A 21,737-nucleotide genomic window follows, 5' to 3' on the forward strand; every position below is an offset into this window, starting at 1 on the left:
GTGCAGGGTACGGAGTTGGATGGTGTCGGGGTGGCTCGGCCGAGCGAGACGGTGTCGCCGGTGGCGGATGTGCCGACCGAGCCCAGACCTTTCCCGCTCGCACCCGCCCAGTTGGGCGTCTGGTACGCCCAACTCCTCGATCCCGAAGTGCCGATCAATGTCGCGCAGTACGTGGATATCGCGGGCGACCTCGATCCCCGGGTGCTCAATGACGCGGCGGATGCGGCGGCCCGTGAGTTCGGTTCCACCCTGGTGCGATTCGTCGAGATCGACGGGCAGCCCTTCCAGGTGGTGGACCCCGGGCTATCGGTCGAGCACCAGATCATCGACCTGCGCGATACCCCCGATCCGATCGCCGCGGCCCACGCCTGGATGCGCGCCGACGCCACCGCCCCGGTGGATCTGCTCACCGATCGACTCTTCGCGGGTGCGGTCCTGCGCGTCGGCGACCGGCGCTGGTTCTGGTACCTGCGGGCCCACCACATCGCGCTGGACGGATTCGGCGCGATCACCAACACCATGCGGGTGGCCGAGCGCTACACCGCGCATATGCGCGGTAAGTCACCGGAGCCGGTGCGGCCCGGGACCATGGCGGAGCTGGTCGAAGGCGAGCTCGCCTATCGAGAGAGCCGTCGCTTCGAGACCGATCGCGCGTACTGGATCGAGCGCATCCGCGGTATCGAGCCGACCACCCTGTCGCGACGCAGCGCCGCGCCCGCTGCCGGAAATCTGCGGTACGGCCGGGCCCTGCCGCGGCGGGTGCTGGATTCGTTGAATTCCCTTGCCGCCACCTATGATTCCTCTACCGCCGTGGTACTGCTGGCGGCGTTCGCCGCCTATCTGGCCCGCCTCACGGATAAGCCGGAAGCGGTGCTCAGCATGCCGGTGATGGCGCGCACCACCGCGGTTATGCGGCGCTCGGCGGGCATGCTGTCCAATATCGTGCCGCTGCGACTGCCGGTCGGTGCCGATGCCAGCTGGGCGGAGCTGCTGAACGCCACGCGCCTGGAGGTATCCGGGGCGCTGCGGCATCAGCGCTATCGGCTCGAGGATATGCACCGCGATACCGATCGCGAGGGCGGTCCGAGTGGGCGTGCGCTGTACGGCCCGATGGCCAATATCATGCTGTTCCACACCGATCTGACCCTCGGCGATACCGTGGGCCGCCTCCATGTGCTGGCCAGCGGTCCGGTCGAGGACCTGGGCATGCAGGTCTACTACGGCGAGAGCGACCGGGTGCACCTGGAGCTCGAGGCCAACCCGAACCTGTACAGCGCCGATGAGATCGCAAGGCACCACGGACGTTTCATCGCATTTCTGGAACGGCTACTGGACGCCGATCCCGTGCTTCCGCTGGCATCGGTACCGGTGACCACCGATCTGGAACGCGCGGTGAGTCTGCGCACCTGGAACGACACCGCGCGTCCGGTGGATCCGGACGCGACGTTGGTATCGATGTTCAGTGCACAGGTGGCGCGTACGCCCGATGCGGTCGCGCTGCGCTACGCGGAGGCGCCGGAGTGCGCGCTCACCTATCGAGAACTCGACGAGCGGGTGAATCGGCTTGCCCGGCACCTGATTTCGATCGGCGTCGGCCCTGAATCACTGGTCGGCCTGCATCTGCGCCGTGCGCCGGAGTTGGTAGTCGCCATGTATGCCGTCGAGGCGGCCGGTGGCGCGTATGTGCCGCTGGATCCGGATCATCCGGCCGAGCGTCTTGCCCATATTCTCGATACCGCGCACCCGGTGTGTGTGCTCACCCGGACGGCGGATCTGCCCGCCGACGACCTGAGCGTCCCGGTGCTGTGTGTCGACACCGTCGAACTCGACTGCTATGCAAGCGAATCCGTCACCGATGCCGAACGCATCACGGCGCTGCGCCCCGCGAATACCGCCTACGTCATCTTCACCTCCGGTTCGACAGGTCGTCCCAAGGGGGTGGCCGTCAGCCATCGCTCGATTGTCAATCGCCTGGTCTGGATGCAGGACGGCTACGTGGCGTTGCACGCCTCGGATCGAGTGCTGCAGAAGACGCCGTTCACCTTCGATGTTTCGGTACCGGAGTTCTTCTGGCCGCTGCAGGTGGGTGCGCGCCTGGTCCTGGCCCGCCCCGACGGCCACACCGATCCGGCCTATATCGCGGACGTGATTCGCCGCGAGGGCATTACCTCGGTGCACTTCGTACCGTCCATGCTTTCGGTCTTCGTGACCGAACCGACCGCCGCGCACTGCACCAGCCTGCTCCACGTATGGTGCTCGGGCGAGGCGCTGCCGATACCCACGGCACTGCGCGTCGCGGAACTGACCGGGGCTCGGGTACACAACCTGTACGGGCCCACCGAAGCCGCCGTCGAGGTCTCCTTTCACGAGGTGACCGGCGGGGACGCCGAATTCGCGCCGATCGGCGCGCCGGTGTTCAACACCCGGCTGTACGTGCTCGATTCACGTCTGCGGCCGGTTCCCGTAGGAACCCCGGGTGAGCTGTATCTGTCGGGGGTTCAGCTCGCCCGGGGCTATGTGGAGCGATCGGGTCTGACGGCCGAGCGCTTCGTCGCCGATCCCTTCACCGGGCCCGGTGAACTCATGTACCGCACCGGTGATCTGGTGTGCTGGAATGCCCGCGGCGAGGTGGAATACCTGGGCCGCACCGACTTCCAGGTAAAGGTGCGCGGTCTGCGTATCGAACTCGGCGAAATCGAGACGGTGCTGGCCGCGGTCTCGCAGGTGGTCCAGGCCGTGGTGCTGGTGCGTGACGATCAGCTCGTCGCCTATGTGGTGCCGTCGGTCGCGGGCGCGGTGCCGGAGGCGAAACTGCGTGCCGCCGCCGCGCGCACGCTGCCCGCCTACATGGTCCCGTCGGTATACGTGCTGCTGGATGAGCTGCCGCTCAATAGTTCCGGCAAATTGGACCGCAAGGCGCTGCCCGATCCGGAGCGGGTGGTCGCGGAGTACACCGCGCCGATCTCGCCGGTCGAAGCGACCGTGGCGCGTGTCTTCGGCGAGGTACTCGGTCGCGAACAGGTCGGCCGCACCGATGATTTCTTCGCCCTCGGTGGCAATAGCCTGGTCGCCACCCAGGTGGCGGCGCGGCTCGGCGCCGAACTCGGCTGCCGCCTCGGCCTGCGAGAGCTGTTCAGCGCGACCACGGTTGCCGCGCTCGCCGCACTGGTGGAGCAGCAGTTCACCGATGAGGATGCCGCCCTCGGTGCGAGCGTCCCGGCGCTCGGTACGCGGGAGCGGCCCGAGGTGCTGCCGCTGTCACCGGCACAGCAGCGCATCTGGTTCCTGAACCGCTTCGAAAGCTCCAGTGCCGGCTACAACATGCCGTTCGTGGTGCGTTTGCGCGGTGCGGCCGATGTGGTGGCGCTGCGGGCGGCGGTCGCGGATGTGATTGCCCGGCACGAGGTATTGCGCACGGTTTTCCCGCAGACGGAGTCGGGCGCCTGCCAGCAGGTGCTCCCCATCGATGCCTTGCTGCCATCCCGCGATGTCCGCAATGCCCGTGATGCCCGTGACGTCGCATCGAGCGAGCCCCCGATCTCGTCATCCCGGCATGCTTTTGGCCGGGATCCACACCCCGTGACGCAGGAACCGACCGCAGCGGATTCCGGCCAAAAGCACGCCGGAATGACGGAGGGCGTCCACGCCGGATCGACGGAGGACCTCTTCGATTGCGGTCTGTTCGGTGGAGCCGCGTCAATCGACGATGACCCCATGCTCGGCCCGGCCGAGCCGATCGCCGAATCCGACCTTGACGCCGAGCTGCGCTATTTCGCCGCCGAGGGTTTCGACCTGGAGAACGAGATCCCCTTCCGGGCACGACTGTTCATGCTCGACGCCCAGGACCACGCGCTGGCTCTGGTCCTGCACCACATTGCCGCAGACGGCCTCTCGCTGCCGGTTCTGGCCAGCGACATGATGACCGCCTACGCGGCGCGGCTCGCCGGGCACGCGCCGGGGTGGGCTCCGCTGCCATTGCAGTACGCGGATTACACACTGTGGCAGCGGGAGCGGCTCGGCGAAGCTACCGACGAGTATTCGCTCGCCGGGCGGCAATTGGCGTTCTGGACCGACGCGCTCGCCGGTGCGCCCGAGCAGTTGGACCTCCCTACGGATCGGCCCCGGCCGGCGGTGGCCAGTGGTGTCGGCGGTGTCCATCTACTTGAGATACCTACCGGTCTCCATGCTCGGCTGGTGGAATCCGCTCAGGATCATGGGGTTTCGACCTTCATGCTCGTGCACGCCGTTGTCGCGGTACTGCTGGCGCGACTCTCCGGTGGCGACGACATTGTCATCGGCACTCCGGTCGGCGGTCGCGGTGAACGCGAGCTCGACGAACTGATCGGCATGTTCGTCAATACCCTGCCGCTGCGTACCCCCGTCGACGGGCGGATCTCCTTCGCGGAACTGCTGGCCCAGGTGCGGGAGCGCGATCTTGCGGCGTTCGCGCACGCCGATATTCCATTCGAACAGCTAGTCGAGGCCCTGAACCCGACGCGCTCGCAGGCGCGGCATCCGATGTTCCAGGTGATGCTCTCCTTCACCGCCGCTGGGAATATCGGTGTCGAACTGCCCGGATTGCTTGCCACGGCGGGTACGCTGGACACCGGAGTGACCAAGTTCGATCTTTCGATCGCGGTCACCGAAAGCTTCGCCGGTGCCGGTCCCGGGGAAGGTCCGGCACCGGCGGGGATCCAGGCGGAGTTCACCTTCGCCACGGATCTGTTCGATACCGCCACGATTTCCGAGTACGCGCGATCATTTCTGCGCCTGCTCGATGCGGTGACGCGAACCCCCCGTACGTCGATCTCCGATCTACCGCTCCTCGCTCCCGAGGAGAACGCACACGTAATCGCGCTCGGTGCGGCCCCCGCCCCGGCACTGCTGGGCGATACCGTAATCGCCGCCTTCGAACGTCAGGTGCGACTCTCACCCGCCGCCGCGGCGCTCATCGACGGGCCCTGGACCCTCACTTACGGGGAGATGTCCGCGCAGGTCAACCGGCTCGCCCGGCTACTCGTTTCGCTCGGCGTCGGCCCCGACACCCTCGTGGTGCTCGGTATGCGACGTTCGGCCGAATTCGTGCTGGCCGCCTATGCGGTGCTCACCGCGGGTGGAGCGTATGTGCCGGTCGATCCGGACCAACCCGCCACCCGTCTGCGCCAGGTGGTGGAGACGGCGCGACCGGTCTGCGTACTCACCACCTCCGACGACGGCTGGGAAGCCGAGATCGCGGTGGCCGTGGTGGTCGTCGATACCGCCGGGCTGTCGAGCTTCTCGGCTACCTCGCTCACCGATGAGGACCGCCGCGCACCGCTGCTTCCCGAACACCTCGCCTACGTCATCTTCACCTCCGGCTCCACCGGGCAACCTAAAGGCGTTGCGGTACAGCATCATTCGGTTGCCAACCAGATCTCCTGGATTGCGGACGAGTATGACGTCACCGCCGCCGATGTAGTGCTGTTCAAGACACCTGCCACCTTCGACGTCTCGGTGTGGGAACTGTTCGCGCCACTGGTGCGCGGTGCGACCCTGGTGGTGGCCGCCCACGACGGCCATCGCGATACCGGCTACCTGGCCGAGACCATCGCGCTCTACGGCGTCACCATGACCTCGTTCGTGCCGTCCATGCTCAGCGTCTTCGCCGATACCGTACGCGCCGGCGAGATCGCCTCGTTGCGAACGGTTCTCGTTGCCGGTGAGGCTTTCACCAGCGCGGACGCGGCCGCCTTCACCACGGTCAGCGCCGCCGCCCTGCACAATCTGTACGGACCGACCGAGTTCACGGTGCACGCCACCCACGCCCCCGCCGATCCGGCCGGATCCGGTCCGGTGCCAATCGGCCGCGCCGTACCCGGCGGCCATATCTACGTCCTCGACAACCGGCTGCGTCCCGTGCCCGCGACCGTGGTCGGTGAGCTGTACCTGTCCGGTGTCCAGGTGGCGCGCGGCTACCACGGCCGCACCGATCTCACGGCTGAGCGATTTGTCCCGAATCCGCATGGTCCGGCCGGATCTCGCATGTACCGCACCGGTGACCTGGTGCGCTGGAATCGTGCTGGCGCGCTGGAATACTTGGGCCGCAGCGACTTCCAGGTGAAATTGCGCGGTCAACGCATCGAACTGGGAGAGATCGAGGCCGCACTGGTATCCGCACCGGATGTACGGGCCGCGGCGGTCCTGGTTCATCGGCACAATGCCGGTGAGTTGCTGGTCGCCTACGTGGTCGCCGATATCGACGACGGCGACCTGGCCGAGGTGCTTTCCGATCGGCTGCGCGGTGTCCTGCCGTCGTACATGGTGCCCACCGCCTATACGCGGCTCGCGGAGATGCCGCTCACCCCGTCGGGCAAGTTGGATCGCAGGGCGCTGCCGGAACCGGAACTGCGGGCCAGGCAGTTCCGCGCCCCGGTGACGCCGGTGCAGCGCGCGGTCGCGGAGGTATTCGCACAGGTATTGGGTGCCGAACGAGCCGGTCTCGATGACGACTTCTTCGCCCTGGGCGGCAATTCGCTGGTGGCCACCCAGATTTCGGCACGGCTGGCCGAGGTACTCGGTGCGGAGGTGCCGGTGCGGTTGCTGTTCGAGCAGCCGACGGTCGCGGGACTGGCGGGCAATCTCACCCTCGATGCGGGGCGCGATCGGTTGCCGCTGGTGGCGGGGGAGCGGCCCGAGAACGTGCCACTGTCCTACGCGCAACAGCGCATCTGGTTCCTCAACCGCTTCGACTCGACCTCAGCGGCAGACAATCTGGTCGCGGCACTGCGCTTGGACGGACCTCTCGACCTGGCGGCGCTGACCGCAGCCGTCGCCGATGTGATCGACCGCCACGAAACGCTACGCACCATCTACCCCTCGGTGGGCGGTATCGGAAGTCAGCGAGTGCTCTCGGCGAGTGCGGCGGCTGTCGGCATAGTCGTCGAGGACGTAGATCCGTCCGACCTGAAGGATCGGGTTCGCGCACTCGCGGCAGTGCCTTTCGCGGTGAGTGACCAGGTGCCCATTCGTCTGATACTGCTGCGTATCGCACCGCCTGATCAGCCGGACTCGGTTGAGAACGGTGGGGGTACAAGAGGTGTGGATTCCGGCCGAACCCACGCCTGGATGACGGATGCGAGGCCCGATGGGATGGCAGTGGCGCCCGCCGGAATGGCGGAGGCGTGGCCTGCCGGGACGGACGGGCGAGGACATGTGCTCGTTGTCGCGGTCCACCACATTGCCGCCGATGGCTGGTCGATCGCCCCGCTCACCCGCGATCTCTTTGCCGCCTATGCCGCGCGCTGTGCCGGTGCCGCTCCGCAATGGACGCCGCTGCCGGTGCAGTACGCGGACTACACGCTGTGGCAGCGAGAGCTGCTCGGCGACGCGAACGACTCGGAATCGCTGCTGGCCGAACAGATCCGGTTCTGGCGGGCCGAACTCGCCGGGCAGCCCGAGGTGCTGGAGCTGCCGACCGACCGGCCACGTCCCGCGATCCCGTCCGGGCGCGGAGTCGCGCACTACCGCACCGTCGATGCCGGACTGCACGAGCGGCTGCGGGACCTCGCCGAGAGCCGCAATGCCTCGCTGTTCATGGTCGTGCACGCGGCCTTCGCGGCCTTGCTATCGAAACTGACGGGCCAGCAAGATATCTCGATCGGCGCGCCGGTGGCGGGCCGCGGTGAACGCGCTCTCGACGACCTCGTCGGGATGTGCGTCAACACGCTGGTGCTGCGTACCGACGTGCCACCCGACCGGTCCTTCGTCGACCTGATCTCCGCTGTCCGCGATGGTGATCTGCGCGCTTTCGCGCATGCTGATGTGCCGTTCGAGCGCCTGGTCGAGGCGCTGGCTCCGGCGCGGGTGGCCAATCGCCATCCGCTGTTCCAGGTGGCGCTGACCTTCCAGAACCACGCGCTGCCCGCCGGTGAACTGGCCGGGTTGTGCGTGGCGGCCCTGCCGGTCGAGACCGAGGCCGCCAAGTTCGATCTGCAATTCACTGTCGGCCAAGCCGATGCGGGCGATCTGGAAGTCGAGATCACCTACGCCACAGACCTCTTCGACGCGGCCACCATCGAGCTGTTGGGCGATCGGTTCGAGCGCATGCTCGAGTTCGTCGCCACCGAACCCACCGCCCTGGTCGGTGACATCGCATTGCTCGGCGACGAGGAGCGCGATCGCGTCCTCTACGAATGGTCCACCACCGCGCCGGGGGTGACCGAGGCGGCGACACTGGCGGATCGCTTCGCCGCCGCCGCGTCGATCGATCCGGCCGCCGTCGCGGTGCGGGCCGGGGATATCGCACTCACCTATGCCGACCTGGACGCACGGTCGAACCGTCTGGCGCGCCGCCTGATCGCGGCGGGTGTGGGCCCGGAATCACTGGTCGCGGTGGCTCTTCCGCGCTCCGCCGAACTGGTTGTCGCCATGCTGGCCGTGATGAAGGCGGGTGGCGGGTACCTGCCGATCGATCCCGACTACCCGGCCGACCGCATCGAGTACGTGCTCGGTGATGCCGGTCCGATCTGCGCCCTCACCAGTCACGCGGCGGGGCTGCCCGCCGGTTGGTTCGATGGGCCGGTCCTCGATCTGGATGCGGTGGAGCTCAACGGCTACGCCGCGACGCCGGTGACCGATCGCGATCGGCGCGCCCGGCTCGATCCGGCGAATGCCGCCTACGTCATCTACACTTCGGGCTCCACGGGCCGCCCCAAGGGCGTGCAGATTCCGCATCGAAATGTGTTGCGGCTCTTGGACAACACCCAGGCCGACTACGGCTTCGGCCCCTCGGACGTGTGGACCATGTTCCACTCCTACGCCTTCGACTTCTCGGTCTGGGAGCTGTGGGGCGCTCTGATCCACGGCGGCACGGTCGTGGTGGTGGACTACTTCACCTCGCGGTCCCCACAGCAGTTTCGTGAATTGCTCGCCGCCGAGGGCGTTACGGTCCTCAACCAGACCCCGTCCGCCTTCTACCAGCTGATCGCGGCCGACGCCGACGCCACCGCCGAGCTGGCGCTGCGCTACATCATCTTCGGCGGTGAGGCGCTCGAACCGCAGCGGCTGCGCGACTGGTTCGCCCGGCACCCGCAGGCACCGGCGCTGGTGAATATGTACGGCATCACCGAGACCACGGTGCATGTGTCCTACCGGCCCATCACCCCGGAGACCGGTTCGGCGAGCGTCATCGGCGGCCCACTACCGGGTCTGACTGTGCGGCTGCTGGATTCGCGTATGCGTCCGGTGCCGACCGGTGCGCCGGGGGAAATCTACGTTTCGGGTGGCCAGCTGGCCCGCGGCTACCTCGGCCGCGCTGCCCTGACCGCCGCACGCTTCGTCGCCGACCCGTACGGCCCGGCGGGGACACTGGCCTACCGTTCCGGCGATCTCGCCCGCTGGACCACCACCGGCGACCTGGAATACCTGGGCCGCGCCGATCAGCAGGTCAACCTGCGCGGCTTCCGAGTCGAACTCGGTGAGATCGAGGCGGTACTGCTGGACCAGCCGCTGGTACGCGAGGCCGCCGTTATCGTCCGCCGCGACAGTGCCGTGGACGAGGCCCGCATCGTGGGCTACGTCGTCGCGACGGGTGCGGTCGATACCGCCGAGCTGCGGCACCGGGTCGGCCGTCGACTGCCGGAATACATGGTCCCCGCCGCCGTCGTCGTGGTCGATCGAATTCCTTTGACGGTCAACGGCAAACTGGATCGCGCCGCATTGCCCGCGCCGACCTTCGAGGCCACCGAATACCGCCGCCCCGCCGGACCGGCAGAGGAGGTTGTCGCGGGGGTGTTCGCGGAACTGCTCGGATCGGCCCGGGTGGGCGCGGCCGACGACTTCTTCGACCTCGGCGGCAGCTCGCTGCTGGCCGCGCAGGCGGTCGCCCGCATAGGCGCGGCTCTCAATGCCGATATCTCGGTGCGATCGCTGTTCGAGAACCCCAGGGTGGCAGCGCTTGCCGCGTACGCCTCCGCGAATACCGGTGCCGGAAACCGTATTCCACTCTCGGCGCGGATGCGTCCGGAGCGACTGCCACTGTCCTACGCCCAGCAGCGTATGTGGTTTCTCAACCGCTACTGGATCACCTCCGCCGATGGCGCGGAGGGCGCGGCCGTCGACAATATCCCGCTGGTTATCCGGCTTACCGGCGATCTGGATACGGCGGCGCTCGCGGCCGCCCTCGGCGATGTGGTGGAACGCCACGAATCCCTGCGCACCGTCTATCCGGATGGTCCGGACGGACCCGCACAGGTGATTCTGTCCGCGGCGGGCAAGGTTCCGGCGCTCACGGCCGTTCCGGTGAGCGCGGCCGAGCTACCCGCACGGGTATCGGACTTCGTGACGGTCGGATTCGATCTGACCCGCGAAACCCCGTTGCGCGCCGCCCTGTTCCGGCTCGATACGCCGCAGACGTCCGCACGCGAGCACGTACTCGCCCTTCTGCTGCATCACATCAGCGCCGACGGATTCTCCCTCGGCCCCCTCGCGGCCGACCTCATGGCCGCCTACGCCGCCCGCCGCTCCGGCGTGGCCCCGACCTGGCAGCCGCTACCGGTCCAGTACGCCGACTACACGCTGTGGCAGGCCGAAACCCTGGGCTCCGACTCCGATCCGGCCTCGTCGCTGTCCCGACAGCTGACCTACTGGCGCACTCGACTGGCCGGACTGCCCGAAAACCTCCCGCTGCCGACCGACCGCCCCCGCCCGGCCGTCTCCACCCAGCGCGGTGGCACCCACCGGGTGACCGTCGACTCCGACCTGCACAGCGGCCTGTCCGAACTGGCCCGCAAGCATGACGCCACCCTGTTCAGCACCGTGCACGCGGCTCTCGCGGTGCTGTTGTCGCGGCTGTCGGGTACCTCCGATATCGCCATCGGCACCCCGGTGGCCGGACGTGGTGAGCAGGCCCTCGACGGTCTGGTCGGCATGTTCGTGAACACCCTGGTGCTGCGGACCGAGATCGACCCGCGCAGCGGTTTCGACACCCTGCTGGCGCAGGTGCGGGAAGGCGATATCACCGCGCTGTCCAATGCCGACGTCCCCTTCGAGCGGCTGGTCGAGGTGCTCGCCCCGGCACGATCGCAGAATCGGCACCCGCTGTTCCAGGTCGCGTTGACCTTCCAGAACTTCGCGCTGCCGACCCTGGAATTGGCCGGGCTGCGGGTGCGGCCGGAAGCCACCGATACCGGCACCGCCAAGTTCGATCTGCAGTTCACCATTACCGAATCCATTGACGCCGACGGTCGCGCCGGTGGCATGACCATCGAAATCACCTATGCGCGTGATCTTTTCGATGGCGACAGCATCGCGGTGCTGGCTCGGCGCTTCGAACAGGTGCTCGCCGCGGTGGCGGCCGACCGCACCGTGGTGGTCGGGGATATCCAGTTGCTCAGCGCCGAAGAACAGCAGCGCACGCTCTACGAGTGGACGACCCTCGGTGCCGATAGCGCCGAAATCGACTCCATCGCCGATCGATTCGCGGTTGCCGCGGCGGCGCATCCGCGGTCCGTCGCGGTGCGGGCCGGGGATATCACGCTCACCTACGCCGAACTCGACTCCCGCGCCAATCGTTTGGCCCGCCGCCTGATCGCGGCCGGTGTGGGACCGGAAGCCCTGGTGGCCGTGGCGCTTCCGCGCACCGCCGAGGTGGTGGTGGCGCTCCTCGCGGTGCTCAAGGCCGGTGGCGGCTACCTGCCCATCGATCCGAACTACCCCGCCGACCGCATCGAGTACGTCATCGACGATGCCCGGCCGGTGTGTGCGCTCACCAATGGCGTGGCGAATCTGCCCAGGAACTGGTTCGGCGGACCGGTCATCGACCTGGACACCGTCGATCTGGACGGCTACGCGGATACGCCCGTCACCGATCTGGACCGGCGTGCGCCGCTCGTTCCCGGCAATGCGGCCTACGTCATCTACACCTCCGGGTCCACCGGCCGCCCCAAGGGCGTCGTCATGCCGCACCGCAATGTGATTCGGCTGCTCGACAATACCCAGCGGGACTACGGTTTCGGGCCTTCGGATGTGTGGACCATGTTCCACTCCTATGCTTTCGACTTCTCGGTGTGGGAGCTGTGGGGCGCGCTGTTGTCCGGCGGCACGCTGGTGGTGGTCGACTACTTCACGTCGCGGTCGCCGCAGCAGTTCCGCGAACTGCTTGCCGCCGAGGGCGTTACGGTCCTCAATCAGACGCCGTCCGCCTTCTACCCGCTGATCACCGCGGACGCCGAGGCGGCCGACGACCTGGTCCTGCGCCACGTCATCTTCGGTGGCGAGGCTCTCGAACCGCAGCGGCTGGCCGACTGGTTCGCCCGCCGTCCGCAGTCCCCGGTGCTGGTGAATATGTACGGCATCACCGAGACCACCGTCCACACCTCCTATCGGCCCATTACCCCGGAAACCGGTGCCGCCAGTGTTATCGGCAGCGGCCTACCGGGTTTGACCATGCGCCTGCTGGATTCGCGACTGCTGCCCGTGGCCGTCGGCGTGCCCGGCGAGATCTATGTCTCGGGTGGACAACTCGCCCGCGGATACCTGAATCGGCCGGACCTCACCGCCGCCCGCTTCGTGGCCGACCCGTACGGTCCGGCGGGCACGCGGGCCTACCGCTCCGGCGACCTCGCCCGCTGGACCGTGGACGGTGAACTGGAGTACCTCGGCCGGGCCGATCAGCAGGTGAATCTGCGCGGCTTCCGCATCGAACTCGGCGAGATCGAGGCCGCGCTCCTGGCCGAACCGCGGGTGCGGGAGTCCGCGGTGGCGGTTCGTCGAGACGAGGCCGTGGACGAGATCCGCATTGTCGGTTACGTCGTGCCCGAGGGCTCCGCCGTCATCGATGCGGCGGAGCTGAAGCAGGCGGTGGCCCGGCGGCTGCCGGAACATATGATTCCGGCCGCCATTGTGGTGCTCGACCGAATCCCCCTGACTGTCAATGGAAAACTCGATCGCGCCGCGCTGCCCGCGCCGGTATTCGAAACCACCGCCTATCGCAAGCCCGCCACCTTCGCAGAGGAGATTGTCGCGGGGGTATTCGCGGAGCTGCTCGGACTCGACCTGGTGGGCGCGGACGACGACTTCTTCGAACTCGGCGGCAGTTCATTGCTGGCGGCCAAGGCGGTGGCCCGTATCGGCGGTGCGCTGAATGCGACCGTCGGCGTACGCACACTCTTCGAAACCTCAGGCGTAGCCGAGCTGGCCGCCCGTATCGGCACCGACCCGGCCGCCGGGCCGCGCCCGGTGCTGGCCGCGGGGGCGCGGCCGGAACGACTGCCGCTCTCGCCCGCCCAGCAGCGCATGTGGTTCCTCAACCGCTTCGATCGCACCTCCACGGCGTACAACATCCCGCTCGCACTGCGGCTTTCGGGGTCGTTGCGGGTAGCGGACCTGCGGAATGCCCTCGCCGATGTGATCGAACGGCACGAGACACTGCGCACGGTCTACCCGGAAACAGTGGACGGCGCGGCACAGGTGATTCTTCCGGCCGCACAGGCCGCCCCGGCCCTGGAACCGGTGACGGTCACCGAAGCGGAACTGCCGGAACGCATTCGCGAACTGACCGATACGACCTTCGATGTCACCACCGATATTCCGGTCCGAGTTCGGCTCTTCCGGCTCGCGGGAACCGATACCGACTACGTGTTCGCCGGTGTACTGCACCATATTTCGGCCGATGGCTCCTCGCTCGTCCCGTTCGTCCGCGATCTCGTGGTCGCCTATGAGGCGCGGCTTTCCGGCGGCAAACCGTCGTGGGCTCCGCTCGCGGTCCGGTACGCCGACTACGCACTGTGGCAGCACACGCTGCTCGGCTCCGAAAACGATACCGAATCCGTTGCCGCCCAACAGCTCGACTACTGGCGCGGCACCCTCGCCGGATTACCCGATCAGCTGGACCTGCCCACCGACTATCCGCGTCCGGCCAGGCAGAGCCTGCGCGGCCGGCGCATTCACTTCCCGATCGACGCCGATCTGCATGCCCGACTGATCGCGGTCGGTCGTGGTCAGGGCGCGACGCTGTTCATGGTCGTGCACGCCGCCTTCGCGGCGTTGCTGGCTCGGCTGTCGGGTACTTCCGATATCGCGGTCGGCACCCCAATCGCCGGACGCGGCGACAGCGCACTCGACGATGTGATCGGCATGTTCGTCAATACCCTGGCGCTGCGCACCGAAATCGATGCCGCCGAGCCGTTCTCGACGCTGCTGGCACGGGTGCGGTCCACCGATATCGCCGCTTTCTCACACGCCGACGTGCCGTTCGAGCGCCTGGTCGAGGTGCTCAATCCGGTGCGCTCCACCGCCCGGCACCCGCTTTTCCAGGTCGGCCTGTCCTTCCAGAACCACGAGCGCGCCACCCTGCGCTTGCCCGGCCTCACCGTGTCGGAAATCGAATTCGACAACGACATAGCGCAATTCGATCTGCACCTCTTCGCGGTGGACAACTACGGCGAAGCCGGGGTTCCCGCCGGTATGGCAATGACCCTCGGCTACGCGACCGACCTGTTCACCGATGTCACCGCGCACCGCATTGCCGACGCACTACGGCGGGTGTTGGAAGCCATCGCCGCCGATGCGAATACGCCGGTCGGAGCGATCGACCTGCTGGGTGCCGAGCTGCGGCGCCGGTTGCTGTGCGAGTGGAACGACACCACGCACGCGGTGGCCCGGGGAACCCTCGCGGATCTGGTGGACAGCCAGGTGGCGAGTACCCCCGACGCGGTGGCGATCCTGGATGCCGACGGCGAGACCTCGCTGACCTACGCCGAATTCGACACCCGGGTGAACCGGCTGGCGCGCAGACTCATTGCCGACGGTGTGGGACCGGAGAGCACTGTGGCGCTGGCCATGCGCCGCTCCATCGACCTGGTTGTCGCCTTGTACGCGGTGGTCAAGGCAGGGGGCGCGTATGTGCCGATCGATCCCGATCACCCGGCCGACCGCATTGCCTACATTGTCGAGACGGCGGCACCGGTGTGCGTGCTCACCACCACCGCCGACGGGGTCCCACTCGAGACCGAAGTGCCGGTGCACGAGATCGATTCCCTGGATCTCAGCGCACTGTCCGCCGCCTCGATCGATGACGGCGAGCGAGTGCGACCGCTGCGCGACCACAATCCGGCATACGTGATCTTCACCTCCGGCTCCACCGGCAAACCCAAGGGTGTGGCCGTGCCGCACGCCGCCATTGTCAACCAATTGCAGTGGCTGAGCGACACCTTCGAGCTCGATGCGGGTGACCGCGCGCTGCTCAAGACCCCGGCCACCTTCGACCTGTCGGTGTGGGAGTTCTGGTCGCCGCTGGTTACCGGCGGCAGCCTGGTGGTGACCGCACCCGGCGACGAGCGCGATCCGGACCGACTGCGCGCGCTCATGAACCGCCACGGCGTGACGGTGCTGCATCCGGTCCCATCCCTGCTCGGCATGCTCCTCGCCGGTGGTCCGCTGCCGGCTTCCGTACGCTCGGTACTCACTATCGGCGAGACCCTGCCATCGGCCACGGCCACCGAGTTCCTGGAAAAGTCCAGCGGCGCGGCCCTGTTCAATCTGTACGGCCCCACCGAGGCGGCGGTATCCATTACCGCCCACCAGGTGCGCGAGCCCGCGCACAGCGTGCCCATCGGCGGCCCGGCTTGGAATAGCAATGTCTACGTCCTTGATCAGCGGCTGGAACCGGTGCCCGTGGGTGTACCCGGTGAGCTGTACCTCGCCGGAACCCAGCTGGCCCGCGGCTACCACGGGCGGCCCGCACTCACCGCCGACCGCTTCATCGCTGATCCCTTCGCGGGCGGCCGGATGTACCGCACCGGCGATATCGTCCGGTGGCGCCCGGACGGCGAACTCGAATACCTGAATCGGGCCGACTTCCAGGTGCAGATCGGCGGCCATCGCATCGAACTCGGCGAGGTCGAGACCGCACTGCGGCGGCAGCCCGGGGTGACCGCCGTCGTGGCGGTGGCGCATACGACCGCGGATGCGGGGGCGCGACTGATCGCCTACGCGGCCGTGCCGGATGCCGCCGCGCAACGCTACCCGGAGGTGGCGGCCGAACTGCGCGACGGCTTGACCGAGGAGCTGCCGAAGTACATGGTTCCGGCGGCCATCGTGGTCCTCGATGCCCTGCCGCTCAATACCAATGGCAAGGTCGACCGCGCCCGGCTGCCCGAGCCGGAATTGACCGCCGCCGGGTATCGCGAGCCGGTCACCGGCGTCGAGCGTCGGGTGGCCGCGGCCTTCGCCGAGGTCATCGGTACCGCTGCGGCCGTCGGTCTGGATACCGATTTCTTCGCCCTGGGCGGCAATTCGCTCATGGCGACCCGCCTGGCCGCCCGGCTCGGCGCGGACCTGGGTGTACAGGTGCCGGTGGCGGCGGTATTCGAAGCCACCACCGTCGCCGCCCTGGCCGCACATCTGGCCACGGCCGACAGGGCCGATGCGCGCCCCGCCCTCACACGTCGCATCGACTATGCCCCCGCACCGCTCTCGCTTTCGCAGCAGCGCATGTGGGTACTGAACCGTCTGCATCCGCATTCGGCCGCCTACAACATCCCCATCGCGATTCGATTGACCGGCACCCTCGATGTGCACGCACTGACCGCCGCCGTGCGAGATGTGCTGGCACGCCACGACATCCTGCGTACCCGCTACCCGGAGCACGATGGTGAACCGGTGCAGCAGGTACTCACCGTCGACGAAATCCCCCTGGACCTCAACCCGATCGCGGTCGTGAACGGCGAACTCCACACCAGCATGGTCGATTTCGTCGGTCTCGGCTTCGATGTCACTGTCGCCCCGCCTGTTCGGGCGCGGCTGTGGCGCTCCACCCCGACCGACCATGTGCTGGTGGTGGTGCTGCACCACATCAGCGCCGACGGCTACTCGGTCGCGCCCATGACCCGGGATCTGGTGCTCGCCTACACGAGCCGTTCGGGAGGGGCCGCCCCCGACCAGCGGCCCCTCGATATCCAGTATGGCGACTTCAGCGCCTGGCAGCGCGAAGTCCTCGGCTCCGATACCGACCCCGACAGCCTGCTGTCACGGCAGCTGGCGTTCTGGACCGGTGAATTGGCCGGTGTCCCCGAGGTATTACCGCTGCCCACCGATAGGCCGCGGCCATCCCGACGCGAAATGCGCGGTAACACACTCGATTTCGAGGTGGGCTCCGATCTGACCGCCCGGCTGGCGGCGCTCGCTCGCGAGCACAACAGCACCCTGTTCGGTGTGGTGCACACCGCCTTCGCGGTACTGCTGTCCAAGCTGTCCGGGGTGCGCGATATCGCCATCGGCGCACCCGTGGCGGGTCGCGGGGAGCGCGCGCTCGACGACCTCATCGGCATGTTCGTCAATACCGTGGTGCTGCGCACCGACGTGGATGCCAAAACCCCGTTCCACGAACTGCTTCGGCAGGTGCGCGACCGCGATCTCGTGGCCGTGCAACACGCAGACGTGCCATTCGAACGGGTGGTGGAGGCCATGGGCCGCACCCGGTCCAGCTCCCACACCCCGCTGTTCCAGGTCATGCTCACCTTCCAGAACATGCCGACCGGAAAGGTCACCCTGCCGGGTGTGGAGGTGGAGGTACTCGAACCCGAACTCGGCGAGACCAAGTTCGACCTCCAGCTCACCGGTATGGAGCGCTACGACGAACACGACCGAGTAACCGGGTTGCGTATGCAATTCGCTTACGCCACCGATATTTTCGATGCCGCCACCGTCCGGCTGCTTGCCGACCGACTACTGCGCGTGTTCCAGGCCGTCGCCGACGATGCCGCGATTACGGTGCGCTCCATCGATATCCGCACCGAAGCCGAGCTGCACCGGCGCAGCTCGAATACCTCGGCCACGGCGGAACTTCCGGCCCTCATCACGGCCGCCGCCGCCATTGCTCCCGACGCCGTCGCGCTCGCGCACGACGGTCTCAGCCTCACCTACCACGCCCTCGACACCAAGATCGCCGCTGTGGTCCGCGCCATGGGCGCGGCGGCGAAGCCGGAGGCGCTGGTGAATGTAGCCATTGCCGGGCTCGCGCCCGGCATGGTGGCCGCCCTCGGCGCGGGCGGACTCAACCAGGCGCTGCGCACCCTCGCGGGGGATGCCCGGGGCCTCCTTCAGGAAAGCACGTCGGAAGGAAACCATTGATGTCTCACACAGATTCGGTAGCTCTGAGCCGTTTCGGAAATCATGCGGCGCTACGCCGCGCCTACGGCATCGCGGACCTACCGGGCTTGATCGATACGGTGGCAGTTCTCGACCCGGACCGAATAGCGCTGCGGCATGCGGAAACCACCGTCGCATACGGTGCGCTGGCCACCGAGATCGCCGCACTGTCCGACGCCATGGGCGGCGCGCTGGAGCCGGACGCGCTGGTCCAGGTGGTCGTCTCCGGCCAGCTGCCCGGACTCATGGAGGGCGCGGAGGGCGCACTCGCCACCGTGCTCGAGGAATTGCTGTGCGATGCCATCGACGCGGCGGCCGAGGTGCTCTCCCCGAACCTCGCACCGGTCGAAACCCTGGTCACCCTGTTCGAAGAGCAGGTCGGCCGCACCCCCGACGCGGTGGCGCTGCGATTCGGCGACCAGACCCTCACCTACGCCGAATTCGATGTTCGCGCCGAAGCCCTGGCGCGTCGACTACTCGACTACGGCGTCGGCCCGGACGTGCTGGTCGGCCTGTCGGTGCGGCGCTCCTTCGAACTGCTCATCGGCATGTACGCCATCCTCAAGGCGGGCGGCGCGTATGTGCCCGTCGACCCGGATCATCCGGCCGAGCGCATCTCCTACGTACTGGATATCGCCGCGCCCGCCGTTCTGCTCACCACCACCGCGGATCAACCCGATCTCGACTCCGCCGTGTCGGTACTGCGAATCGACGAATTCGAACGCACCGCAGCCGATTCCGGTCCGGCCGCGAATGTGTTGAGTCCCGATCCCTTCCTACCGCAGTCGGTCGGCTGCAATATCGCCTACGTCATCTTCACCTCCGGCTCCGTCGGCCGCCCCAAGGGTGTGGCGGTCTCGCACCGGGCGATCGTGGCCAACCTGCGCTGGCGGCAACGCCTCTACCGCCTGAATGCCGATGATGTGGTGTTGCAGAAGACGCCCTTCACCTTCGACGTTTCGGTGTGGGAGTTCTTCTGGCCCCTACAGGTCGGCGCGAGCCTGGTGATCGCCGAGCCCGAGGGGCACCGCGATCCGGCCTATCTGCTGCGGACCATTGCCGAGCACGACGTCAGCATCGCGCATTTCGTGCCATCCATGCTGTCGGTCTTCGTGGCCGAGGCGACCGCGGCGATCGGCCGCGGCGAGCACGGTGTATCCGAGTCGCTGCGCGCGGTTTTCGCATCCGGTGAGGCCCTGCCCGCCGCGACCGGCGCGGCCTTCCGGGATATCAGCGGCGCCTGCCTGCACAACCTCTACGGGCCCACCGAAGCGGCCGTGGATGTCACCGCCCACGAGGTCACCGCCGCCGATATCGATATGGTTCCGATCGGTTCCGCCGCCGACGACACCGAGCTGCTGGTGCTCGACGACGACCTGCGCCCCGTCCCGGCCGGGGTGGTGGGCGAACTGTATTTGGCCGGAGTGCAATTGGCGCGGGGCTACGTCGCTCGCCCGGGTCTCACGGCCGAGCGGTTCGTCGCCAATCCCGAAGGCGCACCCGGTGAGCGCATGTATCGCACCGGCGACCTGGTGCGTTGGGTACCCGCCCTCGACGGCGGTCCGAATGAGCTGGAATATCTGGGCCGCAGCGATTTCCAGGTGAAGCTGCGCGGTCTGCGTATCGAACTCGGGGAAGTGGAGGCCGCGCTGCTACGGCACGCGTCGGTGGCACAGGCGGCGGTGGTGCTGCACCGGCACGTGAGTGGCGACCACCTGGTCGGCTACCTGGTGGCGGAGAGCGAGCTCGATACCGCCGCGGTGCTGGCGGCTACGCGCGACCACCTGCCCGAATACATGGTGCCCTCACTACTGGTGGTGCTGCCCGAGATGCCGGTGAGCGCCAATGGCAAGCTGGATCGCCGCGCGTTACCGGAGCCGGAATTCGTCGACAACACGACGCGATACCGTGCGCCCGAGACGCCACCCGAGCAGGCGGTGGCCGCCATCTTCGCCGATCTGCTCGGCGTCGAACAGGTCGGCGCGGACGACGACTTCTTCGCCCTCGGCGGCAATTCACTCATTGCCACCCGTGCCATCGCCCGGACGTCGGAGGCGTTGGGTATCGCCATCGATGTCCGTGATTTCTTCGATCGCCCCACGGTCGCGGCGCTGGCCGCACTGCCGGGCGCGGTCTCGGCGGTCTCCGCAGCCGCCGAGCGTCCCGCGCTCACCGCCCGCCCGCGCCCCGATCAGGTCCCGCTGTCACCCGCGCAGCAGCGCATGTGGTTCCTCAATCGGCTGGCGTTCACCGAAACCGACTCCACCACAGACGGTTTCGACGCCGCTGCGGTGGACAATATTGTGGTGGCCCTGCGACTGCGCGGCGATCTCGATACCGCCGCACTTGTCGCGGCCGTGGCCGATCTGATCGAGCGCCACGAAATCCTGCGCACCTACTACCCGCAGACATCCACCGGCCCGGTCCAGGTGATCCGGGCCGCCACGAATATCGATCTCACACCCGTCGATATCGCCGTGGACACACTGTCCGATACCGTGCGCGTCGCGGCTGGCCGAGGTTTCGATGTGGCGGACGAGGTTCCGGTGCGCATCCAACTGCTGCGCATCGGTCCCACCGATCATGCCCTGGTCCTGGTCGTGCACCACATCGCCGCCGACGGTGTCTCCCTCGCACCGCTGGTCCGCGATCTGGTCGCCGCCTACAGCGCACGGCGCGACGGCGCGGCTCCTGGATGGGAGCCACTCGACATCCAGTATGCCGACTACGCCCTGTGGCATCAGGAAGTGCTCGGTGCCGAGAGTGACTCCGACTCGACCGCCGCCAGCCAAATCGCTTTCTGGACGCAAGAACTCGACGATCTGCCCGCACAGCTGGAGTTGCCGACCGACCGCCCACGTCCCGTCGCCGCCAACTACCGCGGTGCCACCATCGAATTCGCCATCGACGCCGACCTGCGCACCGCCATCGACCGAGTCGCCACCGAGGCCAGGGCCACCCCGTTCATGGTGCTGCACGCCGCGCTGGCCGCCCTGCTGGCACGGCTGTCCGGCAGCACCGATATCGCGATCGGTACCCCCGTCGCCGGTCGCGGTGATCGCGCGCTGGACGACCTGGTCGGCATGTTCGTCAATACCCTGGTGCTGCGAACCCGGGTGCACGGCGGCGAATCCTTCACCGAACTGGTCACCCATGCCCGAGAACGCGATCTGCGGGCGTTCGCGCACCGCGATATTCCATTCGAGCGACTGGTCGAGGTACTCAATCCGGCACGCGCCCGCAATCGCCACCCGCTGTTCCAGGTGGCGCTGTTCATGCAGAACCTCGGTGCGGTCACCCCGGTACTGCCGGGCCTGGATACCGAGTTGGTGGAATTCGACGGCGAATTCGCCAAATTCGACCTGAATCTCACAATCTCCGAGCGCGCCGCCGGGTACCGAGCCGAATTCACTTACGCCACCGATCTTTTCGACGCCGAGACGGTGCGTGAGTTCGCGGCCAAGTTCACCCGTCTGCTGACTGCCGCCACCGCCGACCCGAGCCGTCCCGTCGGCGATATCGACGTCCTCGACCTGGGCGAACTGGATTATGTCGTCGACAGCTGGAATGCCACCGGCAGCAAGGTCGCCGACCTGTTCCTGCACGAGGGT

The 21,737-nt window shown here is 67.7% G+C and carries 2 protein-coding genes (1 of these 2 cut by a window edge); both read left to right on the forward strand.

Annotation, left to right across the window (positions count from 1 at the left end; genetic code table 11):
* Entirely contained in the window at positions 1–18,108 is an 18,108-nt protein-coding gene (locus NU1_RS31025; protein ID WP_067527029.1) for a non-ribosomal peptide synthetase, read from the forward strand.
* Positions 18,108–21,737, forward strand: partial view of a non-ribosomal peptide synthetase gene (locus NU1_RS31030; protein WP_067527030.1) — the beginning only. The gene runs 25,095 nt beyond the window's last position; only the first 3,630 of its 28,725 coding nucleotides appear in the window; the start codon lies at positions 18,108–18,110; its stop codon lies beyond the right edge, outside the window. Before NU1_RS31025 ends, NU1_RS31030 begins: the two co-directional genes overlap by 1 nt.

This window comes from Nocardia uniformis NBRC 13702 (assembly GCF_001613345.1).
Lineage (GTDB): Bacteria > Actinomycetota > Actinomycetes > Mycobacteriales > Mycobacteriaceae > Nocardia > Nocardia uniformis.